This window comes from Brevibacillus sp. WF146 (genome assembly GCF_001673705.2).
GTDB classification, from domain to species: Bacteria; Bacillota; Bacilli; order Brevibacillales; family Brevibacillaceae; genus Brevibacillus; species Brevibacillus thermoruber.
Map to the genome: position 1 here is coordinate 1,442,515 of NZ_CP109943.1, position 14,121 is coordinate 1,456,635.

The following is a 14,121-nucleotide window of genomic DNA, read 5'->3' on the forward strand; positions in this document are numbered from 1 at the left end:
GGGTTTCGCATGGAAATCGACATCAGCGCCATCGGGCGCCAGGACAAATACAAGCTCTTGATCGGCGGGGTCGTGCCGAGGCCGATCGCCTGGGTCACGTCCCTCAGCGCAGACGGCGTGGTCAACGCCGCGCCGTTCAGCTACTTCAACGTGGCCAGCATCGATCCGATGTTGGTTTCCGTCGCGGTCATGCGCAGGCCGGGCAGCGTGATGAAAGACACGGCCCGCAACATCGCAGAGACGAAGGAATTTGTCGTCAACATGGCGGACGTGTTCAACGTGGACGCGGTCAATCAGACCTCCGCCGACTACCCGCCGGAGGTGAGCGAGGTGGCGGAGCTGGGGCTGACCGAACAGCCGTCCGCCGCCGTCCGCCCGCCGCGCCTGGGCGAGTCGCGCATTCATTTTGAGTGCCGGCTGCACCGCATCGTGACGCTGGGCGAGCCGGCTGCGGCCGACCTGATCATCGGCGAGGTGGTGCACGTCCACATCGACGATTCCCTCTACCAGGACGGCAGGATCGACATCGGCGCCTTCTCCCCCGTCAGCCGCCTGGCCGGCCACTGGTACGCCACGCTGGGCGAGTTGTTTGAACGGCCGCGGCCGATTTATCAACCGAAAAGGGAATAGACCATCGGACTCCGATGGTCTCAGACTGAAGACAAACCGATCGCATCGAAGGAGAAGCATGTTTCCAGGCGGAGTGACTTGTGAGCCCTACCGAGCGGAGCAGCGATTTGCGGGGAACGGGATCGCCACCTTTGAATGGGCTGCGTAGCGATGCGACTTTGGCGATCCCCCGCAAATCACTGCGGAGCGTACAGTCTGTGCTTCCCTGCTGGGCGAGCACGGAACGGAAGCCGGAAACGTGCTTCTCCCCCCAGCAGTACTTTGTCTGCACATTGACACCATCGGACTCCGACGGTCTGATTCACTTTGAGGCAAAGGCACGCTTCCGCCATTGTCACATAGACTGTGGTGGACCCTTCCGGGCAAAGTGGTAAAGGAGGAGTACGCGTGCAATTTCATTACGACGAAAAGATGCCGCTAAGGATCTTGGACGAAGGAGACTTTTGGAAACTGCAGGAGAGTGAACACACCATCGTGCTGCGCGAGCTGGTGCCCAATCTGGAGGAGGAGTTCGTCCAGGCGCTCGCCGAGTGGGAGCAGGCGTTTTCCCAGACGCAGGGACTGTATGTCCGCTACATCGAGGCGGTCATCCGTTCCGGCGACCGGGTGAGCGATCCGCTCATGCGGCAAATCAGGGAGCTGGTCACGTTTTCCATGGAGCAGAGCCAGCAGTTTATCGGCCTGTTGAATCAGATGGGCTCCGCCAGTCCGGCGTTTCGCAGCAATCCCACGGCGCTGGCGGTGTTAAACCACATCCGCCGCGAATCGGAATACTTCATCGGCATTTCCGAAGCGCTGACGGCCAAGGCGCTGATCTAGCCCGCTGCTCCCAGCCGGGGCAGAGGAAGACGGCATCCGGCCGGAGCGGTCGATCGTACTCGCCGGCTGTTCCGGTGTTGGCGGGCGTCCCGTAGGGGGTGGCGTTCGGTTCCAGACCCTCATCCGCAGCGCGGACCTGACGAGGCCGTTTCATGCGGCAGGGACCGGAGGAAACCGGCGGCACCATCAGCCGGAAAAGCACAGGGGCCTCACGGGACGGAGCCGGCCTCCGTCCGGGGACGGAGGACAAATCCCCCTGGGGCCAGTTTTGGGCGTCCTTTCTTTCGGGTATCTTGGAAGTACCAGCAGAAACGGATACAGAGAGGAAGGAATGTCATGATGGAAAGACGTTTATACCGATCCCGCAGCGATAAACGCCTGTTTGGCGTGTGCGGAGGCATCGCCCAATTCCTGCGGGTGGACCCCACACTCGTGCGTGTCGGGGTGGTGATTCTCACCGTGTTCACTGGCGTGCCGCTGTTGATTTACGCGCTGCTCGCGTTTATCATGCCGAAAGAGCCGGCCTGGCCGTACGGACACGACGCCTACGATCCGTACGATCCGCTGGTTGCCGGCCGGGGATACGGGTCCGACCTGGACAGCGAGATTGAGCGCCTGGAAAAACGGGCCCTGATGCAGGAAGTGCACCGCCTTCGCGCCGAATTGGCGAAATGGAAAGGGGTATAAGAATCCGGCAACATTTGCGTACTTCCTCATATCATGTAAGGTGGAACCTTTACATAGGATGGGGAGGGGAAAGCAGTGTATCTCGGCGTGTTCGACATGAAGCAGAGGCTGGAACAGACCCGCAAGATTCTGCGGGAAAAACAGCATGTGAAGCGGTTGATTGAAGAGGACATCCGCGAACTGGAAAAAGACGTGCAGGAATTGGAAGCGCTTATGAACCGCTACGCGAACAGCGCGCAGCGCTAAACGCAAAACCCATAGGCCAAAAAGCGGCAGCCCCCTTGCTCAGGGAGCTGCCGCTTTTTTCGCAGCCGTCACTGCCGGGTCACCGTCACTGCCGGGTCAGAATCACGGGACCGTCGGCGGTAATCGCGATCGTGTGCTCGTACTGGGCGGACAGCTTGCCGTCGCGGGTCCGGGCCGTCCAGCCGTCCTCGTCGATCTTGACGTGGTAGCTGCCCGCATTCAGCATCGGCTCGATCGTAATCACCATGCCTTCTTTCAGACGGGGGCCGCGTCCCGGCGGTCCGAAGTGGGGAATGTACGGCTCTTCATGCATCTGTTGGCCGATTCCGTGACCGGTGAAGTCGCGCACGACGGAATAGCCCTGCGCCTGGGCATAGCTTTGAATCGCGTGGGAAATGTCGCCGACGCGGTTGCCCGGGACAGCCTGTTCAATGCCCAGATAGAGCGCTTTTTCCGTCACCTGCAGCAGCCGCTTCGCTTCGGGGGAGATGTTCCCTACGGCGTACGACCAGGCGGAGTCGGCCAGCCACCCGTTCAGGTTTACCACCATGTCGATCGTCACGATGTCGCCGTCTTTCAGCGGTTCCTTTGTGGGAAACCCGTGGCAGATGACGTCGTTGACGGAGGCGCAGGTGGCATAGGGGTAGCCCTGGTACCCTTTCTGCTCGGGAGTGGCTCCGTGTTCCGCGAGAAATTGCTCGACAAATTGGTCGATCTCCCAGGGAGTGACCCCCGGGCGAATCCGTTTGGCCAGAGCGCGGTGGCAGGCGGCGAGAATTTTGCCGGCCGCCCTCATCCGTTCGATTTCTTCGGGTGTCTTGAGGATAATCATCGGTTCTCTCCTTGTGTTCCGTTGTTCTCGTTATTAGTGTAGACCTCTTTGCCGTCGATTGCCACAGTCATTTCCGCGTGGTAGGATGGGGAAGAGACAGTGAAGATGGGGGTACTGGGCATGGACAAGTTTCAAGAGCACCTGGCTCACTACCAGGCTCATGTGAAGGAAGATCTGGAAAAGCGCGTGGCCTTTATCCGCGAGCAGATTGACGGACCCGGGCTGGGCGGCGCTGTCGTGGGCATCTCCGGCGGCATTGACAGCGCGGTAACCGCCGCTCTCTGCGTACGGGCGCTGGGCAGGGAGCGGGTGATCGGAGTGTGGATGCCGGCGTACTCTCAGGCCGTTCACGCGGAGGACGCCCAAAAGCTGGCGGACGCCATCGGTCTTCGGTTGGTGACCGTCGACCTCGGACCGGCGTACGACGCGATCGTGCCGGCGATCGAAAAAGTGCTTCCCCTTGACGACAAAACCAAAGGAAACACCAAGGCGCGGCTGCGCATGACCACGCTGTACGCGATTGCCAACCAAAAGGGCTATCTGGTGGTGGATACCTGCAACCGCAGCGAAATCCACGTCGGCTACATGACCAAGGGCGGTGACGGATTGGCCGACATCAATCCGGTGGCCAGCCTGACCAAGCACGAGATGCGCATTTTGGCGCGCGAACTGGGCGTGCCGGAGTCCATCCTGACCAAAGCGCCGTCCGCCGATCTGTGGGAAGGGCAGACGGACGAGAAGGAGATGGGCTTTTCGTACGAAGATCTGGACCGCCTGCTGATCACGGGCGAGACGGACCCGGAGGCCAAAAAGCGGATCGATTACCTGCACCGGATCTCCGAACACAAGCGGCGTCCGATGCCGGAAATTTAGACAGGGGGCAGTGGAATCACCGCGGACGTCGGTGCCTCTCCGTTCGGCGGCTGTCTGTTCGCGGCCGCGCATCGGCCAGAAAAGGCAGAAGAAAAGGGGAAGTCGTTGATTCTTCGCCCTGTTTGTACGATAATAGAAGGTATGCACGGATCTCTTTAGGAAAGAGGTGGAACAGATGTCGACAACAGAACTGATGCTGAAAACGTCTCTGGAAGGACGCGTGTTGCGGACCCTGCAGGCTTACTTCCGCCGTCCCAACGACGTGTTGATCCGCGAAAGCCTGTGGGCTAACGGCCTGTCTCACGAGCAGGTGGACGTTACCATGAATCTGCTGCAGCAAAACCTGACCGTTGCCGAAATCATGGAACAACTGCGGGAAAAGGGCTTTTTCGCGTAACCCTGTGACAAAGCGCTTCGATTGACGGCCCGCTTGCGCCAGCCGGCTGCCGTCAACGTCAAAAAAAGAGACCGGGTCGACAAAACTGTCGGAACCGGTCTTGTTTTTTTCGGATCCATCCCGCTTTGGGGGGACGCGCCCCGCTCTCCGGCTTACGGCGTCTGCCGTTTGGCAAGCGAGCGGCGGGCCCGCTTTCGCCGGTACCACTGCAGGGCGGAGTAGACGAGGAAATAGCTGCCGATGGCAACGACGAAACCCATGATCGCGCTGCCGGTAAAATAGGCGAGCCCTTTTTCCTTCATCCAGGCGATCCAGTTCGCCCACGGCTCGTTGTTGTGCTTCAGATGTTCATGCAGCGGTCTGCCGATGATGGAGTAGCCCAGTTTGAAATTCAGCACCATGAAGATTGGCAGGATCATTTTTCCGATCACGAAGCCGATCAATCCGGCGGGCAAACTGCAGCGAAACAGCTTTACCAGCGGAAACAGCAGGAGAAACGCCAGACCAAAGGTAGGCAGGGTGATGAACTCAACAAAAATGCCGACGGAGAATCCCCGGGCGACAAAAGAGGGCGCCCCTTTCATCCGGATCAGCTTGTAGTACTCGTATTTCAACTTGCGGTAGATTTTTTTCCACATGCTGGCTTGTCCCTCATTTATCCCATTTCCATACTCCCACTCATTATAGCGAAAAGAGAGTGGGAAAGCCACGGCGCGAACCCTTAAAATTCGTCATTTTTTGACAACGGGCCAAAAAAAGGCGTCAAACCCTTGTCGTAGCGCGGGCGGGCGCTCTGCCTGCCGCATACCGAAAAATCTTTCCAGCAAAACGGCGCGCGTGCCGGGCGCGGCCAACCACTGTCCGAGAAGCTGCTCCCGCCCTCCTTGGAAATGAATCACAGCCATTTGTCCCCCGCCTTTTCTTTTGGCATAATGAATGGAAAGAGGGGACAAGCTCGAAATGTGGTGAAAACATCTTGAATGAAATCGTAACAGTTTTTGGCGGATACATCTCGCAATACGGGTACGGCGCCTTGTTTGGCCTGTTTTTTCTGGGAATTCTCGGAATGCCCCTGCCGGAGGAAACGCTCCTGGTCTTTTCCGGGTTTCTCGTCTCCACCGGCCAGTTGAAGTACGTCCCCACGTTTCTCGTCTGTTTTCTGGGGTCCATAACGGCGATGACCACGGCGTACTGGATCGGCAGGACGCTGGGATTCGCCTTTGTCGAGCGGTACGGGAAGCGACTCGGCCTGGGCTACGCGCTTTACCGCAAGACGGAAGACTGGTTTAACCGCGTGGGCAAGTGGGCGCTGCCGCTCGGCTACTTCATTCCCGGCGTCCGCCAGTTTACCGCCTATTTTGCCGGCATCACCCGGCTTCCGTTTCCGACGTTCATGCTGTATACCTACACGGGGGGCTTGTTCTGGAGCGCCCTGTTCGTCACTGTCGGCTGGCAGTTGGGAGAGCGCTGGGAGGAACTGTTCGCGCTGATCGCGCGCAACCTGGCAGTCTTCTTCCTGACCCTGCTTGCCGTCATCGCCTTCTGGTCCTACTGGCGCAAGCGCAAGGCGGCCGCAAAAACGAAACGGGAGGAATTGCCATGAACGAAGAGCAGCGCCATCAAGACGAACGGCTGCGCGACGAGCGGATGCCCGCCGTCCGGCGGCCATCCGAGCCGGTGCCGGTGAAACTGCCGGAGCAGCACCAGCGCTTTTACGACAAGCTGCGGGCGAAGATCGAGGCCTTCATTCGCGAAAAGGGAGGCAGCGAAAAGGCAGCCGCGTACATCCTGCTGGCACCCGATTTGTTCGTGCTGCTGGCACGGCTGTTGCTGGACAAACGCGTCGGCGTTCAGGCGAAAGCGGTGGCCGGGATTGCCGTGGCCTATTTCATCACGCCGATCGACTTCATTCCGGAAGCCTTGACGGGCACCTTCGGACTGCTCGATGACGTCGTGCTGGCGGTGTACGCGCTGCGGCGCATCCTCGTCGACGTGGACGAGGCGATCGTGCGCGAACACTGGAACGGGGAAGAAGATCTGCTGCAAGTGATTACCAAGGTGGTCAAATCGGCTGACGAGCTGGTCGGCAAAAAACTGGTGCGCAAGATCGAAGAAACCCTGTTTCGCAAAAAATAGACGAGGAAGGACAAACAGATGAGATATCTGCTTGATTATCAAGAGGGAGAACGGGTTGTCACGTTTTGTCTGGTAAAGAGCAAAGAGGTGGGCGTCGCCAGCAACCAGAGCGAATACCTCAACCTGGAGCTGGGGGACCGCTCCGGCACGATTGCCGCCAAACTGTGGGATGTCACCCCGGAACTGAAGGAAGCCATCCAGGTGAAATCCGTCATCAAAATCGACGCGACGGTGCAGGTCTACCGGGGGAAAAAGCAGTTGGTCATCCAGCGGGTGCGGCTCGCGTCCCCGTCCGACGAAGTGCTGATGGAGTCGCTGGTGCCGGTCTCGCCGATCCCCGCCGACGAGCTTTGGGAGAAGCTGCAGCAGGCGGTTCGCGGGATCAAAAGCGAGACGCTGCGCGCGATCGTGACGGAGGCGCTCGCCGACGAAGAGATCGGCGGCCGCCTGCGCTGCTATCCGGCCGGTGTGCGCATGCACCACAACTACTACCACGGCTTGCTGGAGCACATCGTCTCGCTCCTGGCCGCGGCCGAGCGGCTGCTGCCGCTCTACCCCCAGGTGGACCGGGACGTGCTGTACGCCACGTGCATTCTGCACGACATCGGCAAGCTGTACGAGCTGTCTGACCCGATCGCGCCCGACTACACCACCCCCGGGCAGTTGATCGGCCATTTGGTGATGGGAGCGGAGATCGTCAGCGGCATCTGCCGCAAGCGGGGAATTCCCCTCGGAGATCCCGAAGTGCTGCATCTGAAGCACTGCATCCTGAGCCATCACGGCGATGTGGAAAACGGGTGGGGCAGCGCCGTCTCCGGCAAGACGCCCACAGCCGTGCTGTTCCACTATCTCGACCAGATCGACAGCAAGATGAACGCCCTGGGCCAGGCGCTGGCCGAGATGGGGGACGAGGAGTGGGCCTACGCCGGCGCCTTGAGGCGAAAGGTGTGGCGGGGCTATTAAAATCGACGAGTCAGGCAAAAGCGACTGCCGCTTGCGCAAGCCGGAGGTGCGGAGCGTGCAGTCTGTGCTTCCTTGCTGGGCGTAAACTGGGCCCCGCCGAACGCGAGCGTTAGCTTGTGTTCGGTGGGGAAAGCACGGAGCGGATGCCGGAAACGTGCTTCTCCCCTCAGCAGTTACTTTGTCTACACACTGACGAGCGGATCGGATCTGCTCGTTTTTTTCATTTTTGAAACAGACCGAATAGACAATCACTTTTGGCCGCAGTAGGATTTTTCCCGCAGGTGTCGAATACCCATCTTGATTCCCATTTGCTTGGCAGACCATTGCCAATAGCGTAGAAGGAGTAAGTTTATGAAACGGCCAACCTATACCCTGTCGAGTATCATCAAAAAGGTGTTTCGGTCTGGCGAACGCTCCCTTCCCCGCGAGGAGATCTGTTCCCGTCTGGAAGCGAGCGGGCTGATAACCGGCTTCGGCATGGACGGCAGCGCCCTGCTCGCCAAGGTGCTGCGGATGGATCAGTCACCGGTGCGGGTTGGGCGTTCCGAGGCGATCATCGAATTGACCTACCAGCCCCATCAACTGTTTGATCTGGCGTACCGTTTTGTGCGTGATACCCATACGCCCAAAACGTTGGAACAAATAGCGGCAGAGCTTCGCCGCCAGACCCAGTTCGGCTGGAATCAGATCATGCGCATGCTGCAGTTGGAGCGGGATCCCCGCTTCGTCCAGTACCAGGGCGATGCCCGCTGGTTTCTGGCGGAGTGGACGCTGGCCAACGACCAGGTGTACGCGTTCTGCCGCGCCAACGGCATCACCCAGGTGGCGGCCCGTTCCGTTCACCATTTTCTGGAGCAGGAAGCGGGCGTGGCGGTCGACGCGATGTTTTTGCCGGCGCTGGACGACCGGTTTCGTCTGGACGGCGAAACCTTGTACATAATCGCCCGCGACGGCGACGAAGAGGAAAAGCATGCCGGTCTGGAAGCGGCCGCAGCCGTGGAGACAGCGGAAGAAGCGGAGCCGGAGGCAGATCCGGCAGAAGCAGGCCAAACAGCCGCCGGTACGATAGACGCAGGGCTGTCCGACGATTCCCGGCCGCAGCCCACGGACGCGCAGCAGGGACGCGAGGAGCAGCGCGAACGAAACGAAACACACCACCATCACGAAGTACACGAGCAACTTCACTTTGAGGAGGAACTGTCCATGAATACCGTACAAAACCAATCGGTTCTTGAAGAAGTGCAGCAACTGCTTCGCCAGGCGCTGGGACGTCTGGAGGCGCGCAGTGCGGAGATGGCCCAGGAAGTGGTGGCCCATTTTCAGCAAAGCAACATGCAGGCGATAGAAGTGCTGATGAAAGAGAAACATAAAAACGAGCAGATCGCACTTGGCATTCAGCAAGTGCTGGCGGCTGCGGAACAGCAATGAGCGATCTGGAGGCCATGATCCGGTTTGAGCAGAGGTTTTCCTTGCTGCGCAAGATTATCGCGCGTTATCGGATTCGCCTACAGGAAATGGAACGGGAAGTGGTGGAACTGTTCGCCGCGAATCAGCTTTCCGCCATCGCCGACTGCATGAGCGAAAAGCAGCGCATCGTCGCGCTGATAAACCGGCTGGAGCAGTTTATCGCCCAGTGGGAGTCGTCCGCAGAGGCGGGCATCGCTCATGACCGAAACGAGAACACTTGAACACCTGATAAGAAATGCGGTATATATAGGGGGATTGCGCTAGATTCCCCGCGCATGCCGCGGCGGGAATGAAAGGAGATCCAAACCCCTTATGTCTGTAGGAAGAAATGATCTTTGCCCCTGTGGAAGCGGGAAAAAATACAAAAAATGCTGTGGGATCGTGACGCCGATCACGGAGCTGCGCAGCCGACACGAACAAAAGCTGCAGAAGGAGTACGCAGCCTGGGTGGAACGGCTGAACCACTTCGTCGCCGGCCAGGTCACCAGCGAAACGGTTCAAAAGGCACGGGAGCGCTTTGCCGCGGACGTCGGGCTGTCGGATGAGAGCGTCATGCAGCCGGAGTGGGCGGCCCACTTTTTCAACTGGTTCGTCCTTGACGTCAAGACCAACGGCGAAACCGTGCTGGAAAGCTACCTGAAGCAGCACGGCCGCCGGATGGACCCGGATCTGCGCCGCTCCTTCACCCGCCTGCATCTGAACGCCTACGAGATCGTGCAGGTGGAACGGGACGTGCTGACGGTCCGCCATCCGCTCAGCGGCGAGACGCGCTATGTGCTGAGAACCAGCCCCCTGAACATGCAGCCTGGCCAGATCATTGTGGGCCGTTTGCTCAATCTGGGGCTCCGTGATCTTTTGTTCTCGGGCAGCATCATCCTGCAGCCGCATGTAAAGCCCGCGTTGGTGGAGTGGTTGGGCGAACATCCGGAAGTGGCGGAAGCGGCGGCCGACTCCGGAAAGCGCACCTACACCACCTCGCTGTACCGATTCATCGTCGCCTTTGGCGAGTCGGAGGGCGGCAGCCGCAGCGCCGGCCTGACCCGGCGCATCTACGCGATTCCGGACATGGACCGGCTTCGTCAGGCGATCGATTCGCAGCGGGCGTTTGAGTTGAAAAAGCGGGAAGGCAGCCGGGAAATCTGGGTGTACGCCCCGCGCAAGGAAGAGCATCTCTTTTCGGCGCTCAAGGATGCGCTCTTGGAGCTGTACGAAGTGCAGGCCGAAGTGATCCTGCAGGACAAAACGGCATGGGTGGAAGGCTATCCGGCGCAGCTTGACGAAGTGGCGTCGCTGTTGCAGCTTCCCGGCGAAGCCGCCGAGGAAGAGATTCGCGTGCTGACGTCCACCGGTTCCAAGCTGGCGAAAGGCACGCTGTTTGTCACCAGCGAGCCGATGCTGCCGTCCAACGTTCTGCAGTGGGCGATGCGCGCCTATTTTACGGAAAAGTGGCTCGTGACCCCGCATGAAGCCTTGGACGGTCTGGCTCCCACGCTGGCAGCCGCCTCCGCAAGCGAGCCGCTGCAAAACAAGCTCCGGGAACTGATCGATCACCTGGAGCGGGACGGCCAGTCCGGCCAGGGTCTGGCCCGGCTCATCCACCTGGATACGCTCAAGCCGCGGCTGGCGCTGCCGAACGACACCCTGCACGTGGCCAACCTGCTCAGCCGTCCCCTGATCGAAGGACTGCCGGAGAGCGTCTATACGGTGCAGCCGGAGCGGCTGGCCGACATCAACCGCTTTGTGGTGGAAATGACCGAGGGCAAGTCGGAAGCGACGGTCAAGAAGTACGACGAAGCGATGAGCAACTTCCGCACCTTTGTCCGCAGCGCGTTTGGCCCGTCCTTTTCCTGGGAGCAGCTTCGGCAGGAAGACGTGGCGTACTTCCTCGTCCACGACATCTTTACCCGCGTGGACGCGGCGACCAAGACGCTGGCCGGCAACCTCTTGTCGGTGCTGATGGCCTTTTTCAAGTGGCTGGACAAGCAGTACGGCACGGCGATTGCCGCCGCCATGCAGCCGCTGTTCGGCGAGTTGAAAGAGGCGCTGCCGGAGGCGTACCGCCTGCGCGGCCTCCTGGAAAAAGAGGCGCACCAGCATCTGTTTGGCGCTGACGGGCCCAAGCAGGTGGCGGAAGAACACCTCGTGCTGATCGGCCGGGAAACAGACGGTTGGCTGGTGAAACGGCCGGGCGGCGAAACGATCCGGCTGTCGCTTGCCGCAGAGGCGGCCGACGCGCTGGCGCCCCATTGGACGATCGCCGGGCTGATCGGCCAAACCAAGGACGGCACCTGGTGTCTGTACGGGACACCCGAGCTGTATCCGCCGGCTGTATCCCAACTGCTGGGTGTCACTACCAGCGTTCCCGTGTAACCCGCATCACAGCAGAAAAAATCCCCCGAGGGCAGAACGCCCCGGGGGATTTCGCTTTTGCGGCGCCGCTTTCGTGTCCCGCGCTCACTGTTCGCCGCGCGCCCAGGCACGCAGGGTCTGATCCTTGGGCAGAAGCAGGCCGAGGGCGCCGATCAGCGGCATGAGCGAGCAGAGCGTGATGACGGACGCAATGCCGTACAGGTCGGCCAGGTACCCAAGCACCAGCGCGCCCATGCCGCCCATGCCAAAGGCCAGGCCGATGATCAGGCCGGAGACGGTGCCGATGCGTCCCGGCAGCAGTTCCTGGGCGTAGACGACGGTGACGGAAAAGCTGGACAGCATGACCAGACCGCTGAGGAACAAGGCAGGATAAATCCAGAAACCGGACACGTACGGTGTCAGGAGCGTCAGCGGCAGAGCGCCGAGCGTGGAGACGATCAGCAGGTTGCGTTTGCCGAACCGGTCGGCAATCGGGCCGCCCAAAAAGGTGCCGATCGCGCCCGCGAGCAGGAAGCCGAACACGCAGAACTGCGCGCTGTCATAGCTCATGTGCCGGGTGTCCATCAGGTAAAACTGGTAGAAGCTCTGGTAGCCCGCATTCATCCAGGAACGGATGCTGACGATCAGGACCAAGAGGCCCAGGGCGACCAGGCGCTTGTTGCGGTGGGTGTAGGCGATGGCCGCGGCGACCGCTTTTTTGGCGCGCTGCTGTCCCTGGTACCAGAGAGCGACGTACACCAGCACCGCACTGGCGGCAGCCGCCGGGACCAGAAACCACATTGCGCCCGGCTGGCCCAACTGTTTGAAGATCAAAATGGTCATCAGCGGCGCGAGCGCCTGGCCGGCATTGCCCCCCACCTGAAAAATGGACTGTCCCAATCCCCGGCGGGAGCCGGAGGCGTGGTGGGCGACCCGCGAGGCTTCCGGATGAAAGACGGCCGAACCGATGCCGACGCAGGCGACGGCGAGCAGCACGACGTAGTAATTGCTGGCGAGGGCCAGCGCCAGCATGCCGAGCCCGGAGACCAAGAGGGCGACCGGCGGCATGTACGGCCGCGACTTGCGGTCAGAAATGTACCCGACGACCGGCTGGAGAACGGAGGACGTCAGGTTCATTACCAGCAGGATCATGCCCACCTGGGTATACGTCAGGGCCAGGTTGGCTTCGAGAACAGGCAGCAGGGCGGGAATGACCGCCTGCAGGCTGTCGTTCAGCAGGTGGACGAGGCTGATCGCAAACAACATGCGGTACACCGTGGGAGCGGCATGTACCGCCACAGAAGCGTTAACACTGCCGGTATGGGCACTCATAGGGTCATCTCCGTGATCGTTTTTGCTCTTAAATGTAGCACTGTTTGCGGCGGCCGTCACTACTGAACACCGATCATATGCCGACTCGGCATACACGTGCACGCGGACGCCCATTCCATCTCCGGTAGGGAAAAACAGGATGGTGTCGAATGAGTAAGGGAACTCATTCAGACAGGGAATGGCGACGAGGGAGGGCTGCTGAAATGCTGGGAAGCATGAAGGAATACTGGGTGTGCGCAGGGGGAGCCAACGTGGACGTGCAGGGGATCACATCCGCCGGACTGCTGCCGGGAACGAGCAATCCGGGCACCGTACGCCAGACGGCGGGCGGAGTGGCGCGCAACGTGGCTGACCACCTGGCGCGGCTGGGAGAAGAAGTGCTGCTGTTCGCGCTGGTCGGCGAAGATGCGGAAGGGGAATGGCTGCGCCAGACAACGGCGCAGAGCGGCGTGGCGACCAACGGGATGGTCCGCGTTCCCGGCGGCAGGACGGGGCGCTATCTGGCCATCCGCGCCGCCGACGGCGAACTGCTCGCGGCCATCTCCGACATGGCGGTGAACGAGGCGTGGACGGAGCAGATGGTGGAGGACGGCGTGAAGCGGCTGCAGCAGGCATCCGGCCTGTTTCTGGACGCCAACCTGCCGCAGCCGGTCATCCGCCGTTTTGTGGAGGAAGGGAAGCGCCTGGGCAAACCTGTCGCGGCCGATCCCGTCTCCGTGAAAAAAGCGGAGCGGTGGCGGGGGCTTTTGAACGGCGTCAAGCTGATCGTCATCGGCACGGACGAGCTGGAAGTGCTGACGGGGAAGCCCGCGGCCTCGGCCGATGGCGCGGAAGCGGCAGCCCGCCTGCTGCTCAACGAGGGAGTCGAGCAGGTGATGGTGCTGTGCGGCGAAAACGGCCTGTATCTGTGCCGGCAGACGGAGTCGCTCTGGCTGCCGCAGCCCGATTGCTCACTGCGCGAAACCGCCAAGGATGCGTTTGCGGCGGGCGTGCTCGCTGTCCTGGGAAAAACCGAATCGCTCGCCGAGCAGGCGGCTTTTGGCGTGGCCGTGGCGGAACGGGCGGCGGCCTCGCTGCCGCTCGATCACGAAGCGCTGCGGCAGCGGACGGCAGCCTACGCGGCACAAGCGCGGGATGCCGTCGGCCGGGAATGAGACGCGGCGGTGTGACGTACACTATCCGGTAGCTTCAGTGAGGAGGAGTGTACATGGAAAAGAAGTCCAACGATCTGAACGGCAAGCAGGAAAGCCGCGTGCGGCACGGCGGAGACGCGCACCGCTCGACGCAGAAGCAGCCCGAAGGCCCCGTCCAGGGGTTCAGCCAGGCGCCGCAGGGGCGTCAATAAATCCATCCAATTGTTCAAAAGGAACCGCTCCCCCATCGACAGCCG

The 14,121-nt window shown here is 60.9% G+C and carries 17 protein-coding genes; 14 read left to right on the top strand and 3 right to left on the bottom strand.

What is annotated here, in order from left to right; all coding sequences use genetic code 11:
* Positions 1-9 precede the first annotated feature (9 nt).
* The 4 genes from A6764_RS07050 to A6764_RS07065 all read left to right on the top strand — a co-directional run bounded on the left by A6764_RS07050 (position 10) and on the right by A6764_RS07065 (position 2,382).
* The gene (locus tag A6764_RS07050) at positions 10-630 is read left to right on the top strand and encodes a flavin reductase family protein (protein ID WP_029099777.1); all 621 of its coding nucleotides are present in this window, start codon (positions 10-12) and stop codon (positions 628-630) included.
* A 387-nt stretch (positions 631-1,017) separates the two neighbouring features.
* Entirely contained in the window at positions 1,018-1,449 is a 432-nt protein-coding gene (locus tag A6764_RS07055) for a DUF2935 domain-containing protein (RefSeq protein ID WP_044898698.1), read from the top strand.
* Between the two features lie 336 nt (positions 1,450-1,785).
* A complete protein-coding gene (locus tag A6764_RS07060) occupies positions 1,786-2,136 on the top strand; it encodes a PspC domain-containing protein (protein WP_044898699.1) in 351 nt (116 codons plus the stop codon).
* Between the two features lie 75 nt (positions 2,137-2,211).
* Entirely contained in the window at positions 2,212-2,382 is a 171-nt protein-coding gene (locus tag A6764_RS07065) for a hypothetical protein (RefSeq protein WP_162836732.1), read from the top strand.
* A gap of 85 nt (positions 2,383-2,467) precedes the next feature.
* Here A6764_RS07065 and map read toward each other — a convergent pair whose 3' ends face one another.
* On the bottom strand, positions 2,468-3,214 hold the full coding sequence (gene map, locus A6764_RS07070; protein WP_065066970.1) for a type I methionyl aminopeptidase: 747 nt from the start codon (positions 3,212-3,214) through the stop codon (positions 2,468-2,470).
* A 120-nt stretch (positions 3,215-3,334) separates the two neighbouring features.
* On the opposite strand from map, the gene nadE reads away from it, so the two are divergent.
* Entirely contained in the window at positions 3,335-4,087 is a 753-nt protein-coding gene (gene nadE, locus A6764_RS07075; protein ID WP_029099781.1) for an NAD(+) synthase, read from the top strand.
* Between the two features lie 175 nt (positions 4,088-4,262).
* Entirely contained in the window at positions 4,263-4,484 is a 222-nt protein-coding gene (locus A6764_RS07080) for a hypothetical protein (RefSeq protein WP_029099782.1), read from the top strand.
* Between the two features lie 152 nt (positions 4,485-4,636).
* Here the strand turns inward: A6764_RS07080 and A6764_RS07085 are convergent, their stop codons facing one another.
* A complete protein-coding gene (locus A6764_RS07085; protein ID WP_029099783.1) occupies positions 4,637-5,122 on the bottom strand; it encodes a DUF2062 domain-containing protein in 486 nt (161 codons plus the stop codon).
* A 338-nt stretch (positions 5,123-5,460) separates the two neighbouring features.
* Here A6764_RS07085 and A6764_RS07090 point away from each other — a divergent pair, with 338 nt between their 5' ends.
* The 6 genes from A6764_RS07090 to A6764_RS07115 all read left to right on the top strand — a co-directional run bounded on the left by A6764_RS07090 (position 5,461) and on the right by A6764_RS07115 (position 11,420).
* Positions 5,461-6,087 carry a DedA family protein gene (locus A6764_RS07090; protein ID WP_035295510.1) on the top strand — a complete coding sequence of 209 codons (627 nt, stop codon included), beginning with the start codon at positions 5,461-5,463 and terminating at the stop codon, positions 6,085-6,087.
* Positions 6,084-6,620 carry a YkvA family protein gene (locus A6764_RS07095; RefSeq protein ID WP_029099785.1) on the top strand — a complete coding sequence of 179 codons (537 nt, stop codon included), beginning with the start codon at positions 6,084-6,086 and terminating at the stop codon, positions 6,618-6,620. Before A6764_RS07090 ends, A6764_RS07095 begins: the two co-directional genes overlap by 4 nt.
* An 18-nt stretch (positions 6,621-6,638) precedes the next feature.
* Entirely contained in the window at positions 6,639-7,583 is a 945-nt protein-coding gene (locus A6764_RS07100; protein ID WP_143863924.1) for a 3'-5' exoribonuclease YhaM family protein, read from the top strand.
* Positions 7,584-7,934: 351 nt separating this feature from the next.
* A complete protein-coding gene (locus A6764_RS07105) occupies positions 7,935-9,011 on the top strand; it encodes a hypothetical protein (RefSeq protein WP_065066969.1) in 1,077 nt (358 codons plus the stop codon).
* Positions 9,008-9,271 (top strand): hypothetical protein, encoded by a 264-nt coding sequence (locus A6764_RS07110; RefSeq protein WP_044897784.1) that lies wholly within the window; start codon positions 9,008-9,010, stop codon positions 9,269-9,271. Before A6764_RS07105 ends, A6764_RS07110 begins: the two co-directional genes overlap by 4 nt.
* Positions 9,272-9,314: 43 nt before the next feature.
* On the top strand, positions 9,315-11,420 hold the full coding sequence (locus tag A6764_RS07115) for an SEC-C metal-binding domain-containing protein (RefSeq protein ID WP_413541984.1): 2,106 nt from the start codon (positions 9,315-9,317) through the stop codon (positions 11,418-11,420).
* Positions 11,421-11,504: 84 nt separating this feature from the next.
* Here A6764_RS07115 and A6764_RS07120 read toward each other — a convergent pair whose 3' ends face one another.
* Positions 11,505-12,731: an MFS transporter gene (locus A6764_RS07120; RefSeq protein WP_029099789.1), complete on the bottom strand. Its 1,227-nt coding sequence runs from the start codon at positions 12,729-12,731 to the stop codon at positions 11,505-11,507.
* A 203-nt stretch (positions 12,732-12,934) separates the two neighbouring features.
* On the opposite strand from A6764_RS07120, the gene A6764_RS07125 reads away from it, so the two are divergent.
* Entirely contained in the window at positions 12,935-13,885 is a 951-nt protein-coding gene (locus A6764_RS07125) for a carbohydrate kinase family protein (protein ID WP_029099790.1), read from the top strand.
* 53 nt (positions 13,886-13,938) lie between these two features.
* Positions 13,939-14,076, top strand: coding sequence for a hypothetical protein (locus tag A6764_RS07130; protein WP_176703259.1), 138 nt, complete (start codon positions 13,939-13,941; stop codon positions 14,074-14,076).
* Positions 14,077-14,121 lie beyond the last annotated feature (45 nt).

What these genes read in the sequence shown, in the direction of transcription:
- map (WP_065066970.1), bottom strand. Translation starts at nt 3,214, where the DNA reads ATGATTATCCTCAAGACACCCGAAGAAATCGAACGGATGAGGGCGGCC.
- A6764_RS07110 (WP_044897784.1), top strand. Translation starts at nt 9,008, where the DNA reads ATGAGCGATCTGGAGGCCATGATCCGGTTTGAGCAGAGGTTTTCCTTG.
- A6764_RS07060 (WP_044898699.1), top strand. Translation starts at nt 1,786, where the DNA reads ATGATGGAAAGACGTTTATACCGATCCCGCAGCGATAAACGCCTGTTT.
- A6764_RS07100 (WP_143863924.1), top strand. Translation starts at nt 6,639, where the DNA reads ATGAGATATCTGCTTGATTATCAAGAGGGAGAACGGGTTGTCACGTTT.
- A6764_RS07080 (WP_029099782.1), top strand. Translation starts at nt 4,263, where the DNA reads ATGTCGACAACAGAACTGATGCTGAAAACGTCTCTGGAAGGACGCGTG.
- A6764_RS07095 (WP_029099785.1), top strand. Translation starts at nt 6,084, where the DNA reads ATGAACGAAGAGCAGCGCCATCAAGACGAACGGCTGCGCGACGAGCGG.
- nadE (WP_029099781.1), top strand. Translation starts at nt 3,335, where the DNA reads ATGGACAAGTTTCAAGAGCACCTGGCTCACTACCAGGCTCATGTGAAG.
- A6764_RS07120 (WP_029099789.1), bottom strand. Translation starts at nt 12,731, where the DNA reads ATGAGTGCCCATACCGGCAGTGTTAACGCTTCTGTGGCGGTACATGCC.
- A6764_RS07105 (WP_065066969.1), top strand. Translation starts at nt 7,935, where the DNA reads ATGAAACGGCCAACCTATACCCTGTCGAGTATCATCAAAAAGGTGTTT.
- A6764_RS07130 (WP_176703259.1), top strand. Translation starts at nt 13,939, where the DNA reads ATGGAAAAGAAGTCCAACGATCTGAACGGCAAGCAGGAAAGCCGCGTG.
- A6764_RS07125 (WP_029099790.1), top strand. Translation starts at nt 12,935, where the DNA reads ATGCTGGGAAGCATGAAGGAATACTGGGTGTGCGCAGGGGGAGCCAAC.
- A6764_RS07050 (WP_029099777.1), top strand. Translation starts at nt 10, where the DNA reads ATGGAAATCGACATCAGCGCCATCGGGCGCCAGGACAAATACAAGCTC.
- A6764_RS07085 (WP_029099783.1), bottom strand. Translation starts at nt 5,122, where the DNA reads ATGTGGAAAAAAATCTACCGCAAGTTGAAATACGAGTACTACAAGCTG.